Origin of the sequence: Amycolatopsis sp. NPDC004625 (assembly GCF_040609695.1) — a bacterium.
Taxonomy (GTDB): domain Bacteria; phylum Actinomycetota; class Actinomycetes; order Mycobacteriales; family Pseudonocardiaceae; genus Amycolatopsis.
Window position 1 is genome coordinate 98,054 of sequence record NZ_JBEXKX010000036.1, and the last position, 7,003, is coordinate 105,056.

At 72.5% G+C, this 7,003-nt stretch carries 6 protein-coding genes; 5 read left to right on the forward strand and 1 reads right to left on the reverse strand.

The window, feature by feature from the left end:
* Positions 1-10 precede the first annotated feature (10 nt).
* Positions 11-1,186 (reverse strand): cellulose-binding domain-containing protein, encoded by a 1,176-nt coding sequence (locus ABZW17_RS33210; protein WP_354823021.1) that lies wholly within the window; start codon positions 1,184-1,186, stop codon positions 11-13.
* 506 nt (positions 1,187-1,692) lie between these two features.
* Here ABZW17_RS33210 and ABZW17_RS33215 point away from each other — a divergent pair.
* From ABZW17_RS33215 to ABZW17_RS33235, 5 genes are all read left to right on the forward strand, one after another.
* Complete coding sequence (locus ABZW17_RS33215) at positions 1,693-3,153, forward strand: hypothetical protein (RefSeq protein WP_354823023.1); 1,461 nt, start codon at positions 1,693-1,695, stop codon at positions 3,151-3,153.
* A 75-nt stretch (positions 3,154-3,228) separates the two neighbouring features.
* Positions 3,229-4,035 (forward strand): AfsA-related hotdog domain-containing protein, encoded by an 807-nt coding sequence (locus ABZW17_RS33220; RefSeq protein WP_354823025.1) that lies wholly within the window; start codon positions 3,229-3,231, stop codon positions 4,033-4,035.
* A gap of 33 nt (positions 4,036-4,068) precedes the next feature.
* The gene (locus ABZW17_RS33225; RefSeq protein ID WP_354823027.1) at positions 4,069-4,881 is read left to right on the forward strand and encodes a carboxymuconolactone decarboxylase family protein; all 813 of its coding nucleotides are present in this window, start codon (positions 4,069-4,071) and stop codon (positions 4,879-4,881) included.
* Positions 4,878-5,579, forward strand: a complete 702-nt coding sequence (locus ABZW17_RS33230; RefSeq protein WP_354823029.1) for an HAD family hydrolase — start codon at positions 4,878-4,880, stop codon at positions 5,577-5,579. Before ABZW17_RS33225 ends, ABZW17_RS33230 begins: the two co-directional genes overlap by 4 nt.
* Positions 5,580-5,604: 25 nt before the next feature.
* Positions 5,605-6,606 (forward strand): NAD(P)-dependent alcohol dehydrogenase, encoded by a 1,002-nt coding sequence (locus tag ABZW17_RS33235; RefSeq protein WP_354823031.1) that lies wholly within the window; start codon positions 5,605-5,607, stop codon positions 6,604-6,606.
* The last annotated feature ends 397 nt before the right edge of the window (positions 6,607-7,003 follow it).

The window sequence follows — 7,003 nt, forward strand, 5'->3', positions numbered from 1 at the left end:
CGGCCGGCCGTCAGCAGCCGATCCGGGAGGAGCCGACGGCGACGTCGTCGAACCACAGCGTGTCGGCGTCGCCGGCGTAGCTCTCCCAGCCGAGGCGCAGGTCCGTCAGGGCCGGGTGCCAGGCGCGGGCGAGCCACTGCTGGTCGATGTCCGCGGTCGGGACGCCGTCGACGACCAGGCCCGGCACCTCCGCCGAGTTCAGCCACGTCCGCAGCTGGCCCGCGGCGCCGTCGACCTCGAACTCGAAGCAGGACCAGGTGCCGGTGGCCAGCGGGACGCTCTGGGCGACGCCCGCCGGGCTCTGCGCCGGCAAGGTCGCGTCGTCGGACTCGCGGTTCCACTGCAACGCCCGGTTCTGCCCACCGGCCCGCAGGTCGCGGCCGCCGTCCGCGGTGTCGCGCAGGGCCATGAACGCCACGTGGCCGGTGGGCAGCGCGGTCGTGTGGCGGACCCAGAACCGGCCGAACAGCCGGCCCGAGCCGAGGCCGCCGAGGCTGGTGCCGAGGAACGCGTGGTTGCAGTAGCCGCCCTGGCCGGTGACCTTGACCGAGCGGCTGCCCGAGTGCGCGACCGTGCTGTCGACGGCGACCGTGCCGGTGCCGGTGCAGTTGGCCGCGCCGACGGTCCAGCGGCCGCCCGGGGTGCCGCCGGTCTGCTGCTCGAAGTCGTCGCAGATGGTGGCGGACGCGCAGCCGGCGGGCGGCGGCCCGGACGTGGTCGTGGTCGGCGTCGTCGGCGTCGTCGGCGTCGTGGGGGTGGTCGGGGTGGTCGTCGTCGGGGGAGCGGGGTCGCCACACGAGACGCCGTTCAGCGCGAAGTCGGTGGGCGTGGCGTTCGTCCCGCTGTAGGTGCCCTGGACGCCGAAGGAGACCGAGCCGCCGGCCGGCAGCGAGCTGTTGTACGGCAGGCTTTCGGCGGTGACCGCGGTGCCGGACTGCCGCACGGTGGCGTTCCAGGCCGACGTCACGGCCTGGTTCCCGGCGTAGTGCCAGGTGAGCGACCAGGAGGACAGGGTGGTGCCGCCGTTGGTCACCGCGATGTCGGCGGTGTAGCCGGTCTGCCACTGGTTGACGCGGTAGGCGACCGAGCACGCGGGCGCGGCGGTGGCCGGCCCGGCCACGACGACCGCGGTGGTGCCCGCCGCGGCGAGGCAGAGCGCGGCGAGGGCGCCGGCGAACCTGTTCATCGGGTCCTCCCGGGACGCGGACAGGGGCGCCGTGGCCTGCACCACGACGCCCCTGGGTGGTGGCCGCGTTCTGGCGAGGCGACCTGGCATGGGAGCGCTTCCAGCCGCGGTGAAGGTAACCCCCGCGTGACGCTCTTGTAAAGTGCGACCCGGACGCGGCGCGATCCGGTGGTCCGTTTTCCGGAACCGGGCCGAGCACAGTGTCCACTGAACACTACTGAACGGCCGAATCCGTTGTGGCGTAGGCCATGTCCCCGGTTGCGCTGTGCCACCGGCCGTCGGCCCCGGACACCGCCGTTGGGGTGGTTTCCGGAATTCCCGGCCATGATCACGAGGGCGGCGTCGCGGCCCCCTGTGCTGGGAGCGCTCTCAGGTTCACTCTTGTTGCCTACTCACCCTCCCGGGAACTGCCGGGTTCCGTCCCCCGTGACGTCCTGGGCTCCCGCCGTCACGCTGCGGTACTGTCGTCCGTGTGCACCCGTACGCCGGAAATCGTTGGATGAACGATGAGTCGACAGGCCAAACCAGGGAGTAAGCCGTACCGTGCACAACTGCGCGAACGGCTGGCCGCCTTGGGCTTCTCCGAGGAGGCGATTCCGGCCCGGGTGGCGCACAACCTGATCGTCGAGTGCCGGATCCCGCCGCGCACGGCGTGGCGGCTGGCGTCCGAGCTCTCGCTGGACGTCGCCGCACACCAGTACAACGCCGTCACCGGCGACCCCCGCGCGGGCATGCGCGGCACGCGGATCTGGGAGTACGAGCAGTGGCCCGACCGCGGTGTCCGGCCCACCGTCGCCGCGCTGCGCGTGCTGGCGCAGGTCTACGGCACCGGCTGGAAGTGCCTGCTCGGGCTGCGTGACCTCGAGCAGCTGCCGGCCAAGGACCTCGCCGAGTTCCACGCCGAGCCCGAGCCCGAGCAGGCGGCCGTCGTGGTGGCCGAGCCCGGGGTGCCGCCCGCGCGCACCTCCGCCCGCGCGGACGCCCGGTCCGACGCGGAAATCGGGGCGAACGCCCTCGATGACGCGATCCTGCTGACGAAAACGAACGTCGACGACGTCCAGATCGGCGACCTGTGGTCGGACCTGGACTTCCTCGGCGCCGCCTACACCCGGACCGCGCCCGACTCGATCCTCGGCCAGCTGGCCGTGATCGAAGAACGCACTTCCGCCCTGCTCAAGGGCCGCCAGCGGCCGAAGCAGACCCAGGACCTGCTGCTCATCGGGGCGAAGTCGAGCGCGATGATGGCGTGGATCGCCGGCGACCTCGGCCGCTACCGCCTCTCGCGCGAGCTCAACTCCGCGGCCTGGCTCTACACCCAGTACGCCGACGACTTCCTGGCCCGGCGCTGGGTGCGCACGTCCCAGGCGCGGGTGGCGTTCTGGGCGGGCAACGGCATCGAGTCCGCGAAGCTCGCCGCCGACGGGCTCAACTACCACGCCCCCGGCCGGCTCACGGACGCGCCGCTGATCCTCGCCGAGGCGCGCGGCTGGTCGTCGGTGCAGGCCGAGCCGCAGGTGCTGGACGCGATCGCGCGCTGGACGTCCATCGAGGACCCGGACGTCGGTGCCGGCGGCGACGACCGGTTCTTCAACATCACCAAGGACCGGCGGCACTACATGGCGGGCAACTCGCTGCTCACGGTCGGGCAGGCGACGGCCGCGCTGCGCGAGTTCGCGACCGCGCGCGAGTCCTTCGAGAAGCTGTCCCTGGAGAACCGCTGGGAAGCCATGGATCCGATGATCCGGATCGACACCGGCCGCGCCCACCTGCGGCTCGACGACCTCGAAGCCGCCGCTGCACAGGTGGGTCCCCTGCTGGAGGCGGGGGTGGGCAAACAGCCCGACATGGTGCGGGCCATGCTGAAGGCCATGGCCACCGATTTGTCCGCACCGCGCTGGCGTTCGGCCACGGCGGCCCGCGACCTCGTCGAGGCGCTCCTGGACGCCCACGCTTCGGCGCGTCCGTGAGCGTGACATCCGGGGCTTCGCGCTCCGGAGCCCCGACCAGAACTGCCCGACCCGACCCGGACGGAGGCTGCCCACGTGGCACCCGACGATGTCTCGTGCCCGCCGCTGACCCCCAGACGGGAGATCCCGGCCCTGGACGGCCACACCCGGCGGGACGTGGTGGTGGTCGCCGACCGCTTCGCGCGGTTCGCCCGCGGGGACCGCGTGCTCACCCTGTCGGGCCTGCTCGGCCTGTTCGACTCCGGGGCGCTGCGGGCGTCGGGCTGCCACTGGGTCGTCCACCTGGGCCAGGGCATCGACGGCACCGACGGCGACCTGCTCGAGGCCGCCTGTGACAAGACCGAAGGCGTCGTCTGCCTGGCGGACCCGCAGGCGTTCCGGCAGGCGCCCGAACGGCCGAAGGTCGTCCACAAGGACCGGCCGGAGAACGTCCTGCTCGCCGGCGTGCACAGCCCGGTGCCCGAGCACTGCCGGGCCGAGCTGCGGATCCACCGGGACAACGAACTGGTGCTCGACCACCACACCGGCGAGCACGTGCAGGGCATCGTCATCATCGAGGCGATGCGGCAGATCTGCATCGCCCAGTTCGAGACCGCCGTCCGCCCCGGCCTCGCCCCCGCCGCCTACGCCGGGGTGTGGAAGCGGATCGACCTGTCCTTCGAGGACTTCCTGTTCCCGCTGCCGGCCACGGTCGAGTCGCTCATCGTCGAGTCCGACCTCGGCCGGGACACCAACCTGAAGTTCCGCGCCACCACGGCGGTGCGCCAGCAGGGGCGCACCGTGGCCACCGCGGCCATCGAGTACTCGATGATCGCGCAGGGCCGCATCGACACCCTCGAACGGCGCAAGGCCGACCAGGCCACCCGGGCCTACCTCGGCTGAGCCCGCCCCCACACCGAAGGGAACCACCGCACGATGTCCGACGTTCGGGAGCAGGACCGCTCCGCGTCTTTCGCCCAGGGCCTGAAACTCATCCAGCAGCTCGGCGGGGTGGACCGGCCCGCCGTGCTGGACCTGTTCGAGAGCATCGGGGAAGCCGAGTTCGGCGAGCAGTGCGTCGGGTTCATCTACGGCGACGTCTACCACCGGCCCGGGCTGCCGCTGCCCGAGCGGCAGCTGGCCACGGTCGCCGCCCTCACCGCGCTCGGCTACGCGGGCTCGCAGCTGCAGTTCCACGCCAAGGCCGCGCTCAACGTCGGCTGCACCCGCCGCCAGCTGGTCGAGGCCGTCATCCACGTCAGCTCGTTCGCCGGCTTCCCGGCCACGCTGAACGCGCTGACGGCGCTCAAGGCGGCCTTCGAGGGTCTGCCGGAAGACGAGCCGGCGGCGCCGGACGAGCCCGGCGTGCCGTGGGCGGGCATCGAAGACCGCTACGAGCGCGGCCTGGCCGCGATGAAGGCCGTCGACGGCGAAGCGGGGGAGAAGGTCGCCGCGGCGCTGGCCGACATCGCCCCGGACCTGGCCACCTACATCGTCGAGTTCACCTTCGGCGAGGTCTACACCCGGCCGCACCTGAGCCTGCGTCACCGCGAAATCGTCACGATCGCCGCGTGCGTCGCCCTGGGCACCGCGCTGCCGCAGCTGAAGGTGCACATCCACGGCCTGCTCAACGTCGGCGGCACCGAGCAGGAGGCCGTGGAAACCGTGTTGCACCTGGCGTTCTACTGCGGCTTCCCGGCCGCGCTCAACGCCATCGCGGCCGCACGGGAAGTGTTCGCGCAGCGGTGACCGGGTTCGGGAAACTGCGCGTGGTCGCGCTCGACTGCGACGGCGTGCTCATCGACGACACCTACCTGGCCATGATCGCCCGGTTCGTCACCGAGCACGGCGGGGTGTACGACGCCGCGGCCGAGCGGGACGTCATCGGGCTGCGCGACATCGTCGTCGCGGAGAAGATCACCGCGTTGTGCGGGCTGGACCAGCCGGCCGAGGAGACGCTGAAGCAGCTGTGGGCGGCGCGGCAGGAGTACCTGGCCGAGCACCCGATCCGCGTCGCCGAGGGCGCGCGGGACTGCCTGGCGGCGCTGGCGAAGCTGCCGGTGCGGCTGGTCTGCTACGGCGGGCGGACCCGCGAGCACACCTTCGACCACCACCTCGGTGACCTGGTGGACCTGCTCGACCCCGAGGTGCCGTACGTGAGCATCAACGAGCACCGGCCGGGTGTCGGCCACATCGCCCGGACCGTGTTCGGCGTCGCCTTCGACGAGATCGTGTTCGTCGACGACGTCAGCCGGGTGGCCGAGGACGCCCGCGCGCACGGCGCCGGATTCGTCGGCTTCCCGTCGAGCCCGGCCCACGCGCGGCAGCGGGAGTTCATGGCCGGCTTCGGGGTGCGGCACTTCGCCGCGTCGCTCGGCGAACTGACCCCGGAACTCCTGGCGATCGTCGACGGGGAGCTCGCGACTTCGACACACTGGGCTCGTTGAGGATTCCCGCACCCCAGGAGCCGCTGTGAAGTTCTTTTCCCTGCCCCGTCCCGGCGCCGAGCTCGTCCCCGGCGAGCGTGACGTGCCCGAACCCGGCCCCGGACAGGTCCTCGTCCGGCTGCGCGGGTGGGCGCTCAACGCCCGCGACCTGATGATCCTCAAGGGCTTCTACCCGAAGCCGGTGAAACCGGACGTGATCCCGCTGTCCGACGGCGCGGGCGAGGTCGTCGCGGTCGGCGACGGGGTGCGCGCCTGGTCCGCGGGCGACCGGGTCGCGGCGACGTACTTCCCGGCCTGGCTGTCCGGCCCCGGCACGCCGGAGAAGACCGCGGACGACCTCGGCGGCACGCTCGACGGCGTGCTCGCGGAGTACGCCGTCTTCGCCGAGGACGCCCTGGTCGCCGTGCCCGCCCACCTCGACTACGCCGAGGCTGCGACGCTGCCCAGCGCCGGGGTGACGGCGTGGCGGGCCGTCGTCGAAGAGGGCCGCCTGACGCCCGGGCAGACCGTGCTCACCCTGGGCAGCGGCGGCCTGTCCACGTTCGCGCTGCAGTTCGCCGCGCTGGGCGGCGCCCACGTCGTCGCGACGTCGAGCTCGGACGCGAAACTGGAGCGGCTGCGGGCGCTCGGCGCCGCCGGGACACTCAACCACGGGACCACCCCCGAGTGGGGCGCCGCCGTGGCCGAGCTGACCGGCGGCGGCGTCGACCACGTCGTCGACGTGGGCGGTGGCGGCACGATCGGCCAGTCGATGGTCGCCGCCCGCTACGGCGGGCACGTCAGCGTGGCCGGCGTGCTGACCCACGAAGGCGGCGCCGACCCGATCCTGGTGCTGGTCAAGCAGCTGACGCTGCGGGGGCTCACCAACGCCTCGCGCGAGACGTTCCTGGCGATGAACCGGGCCGTCGAACGGACCGGCCTGCGGCCGGTGATCGACCGCCGGTTCGGCTTCGACGAGGTCGCCGACGCCGTCAAGCACCTGGAGTCCGGGACCCACATCGGGAAGGTCGTGCTGGAGAGCGCCTGAGCGCTCGCTGTCCGCCGGGTAAGTTTTGCCGGCCCGGATGGGTATTTTCGGTACCCGGGGATGGTGTTTCCGCAGGTCGGCACGGGTGTGCGCGGGCGAAAAAGTCCCCTTTGGGCAGGAATGGCGGCTACCCGCGCCACCAGGGAGAGTGGTGGTTACCGGGACACCGCCCGAGCAGGCTGCGGCTGCTCGGGCCGGGTGCCCGGACTGGGGGCGCGGGGAGGGGGTTTCAACCGCCTGGGGGTGGGTTGAAACCCCCTTTCCCCGCGCGTGTGCCACAGCAGGTCGTGAGTGGTAAGGCGGGTTCTAACTCGCCTTACCACTAGCGTGATCGCCAGCCACACCGGCCAGCCGAGCACGCCGTGGAAGACGGTCAGCAGCCCGAGGTCGACGCCGA

Coding starts and splice junctions, on each gene's coding strand:
- ABZW17_RS33210 (WP_354823021.1), bottom strand. CDS start 1,186: ATGAACAGGTTCGCCGGCGCCCTCGCCGCGCTCTGCCTCGCCGCGGCG.
- ABZW17_RS33215 (WP_354823023.1), top strand. CDS start 1,693: ATGAGTCGACAGGCCAAACCAGGGAGTAAGCCGTACCGTGCACAACTG.
- ABZW17_RS33225 (WP_354823027.1), top strand. CDS start 4,069: ATGTCCGACGTTCGGGAGCAGGACCGCTCCGCGTCTTTCGCCCAGGGC.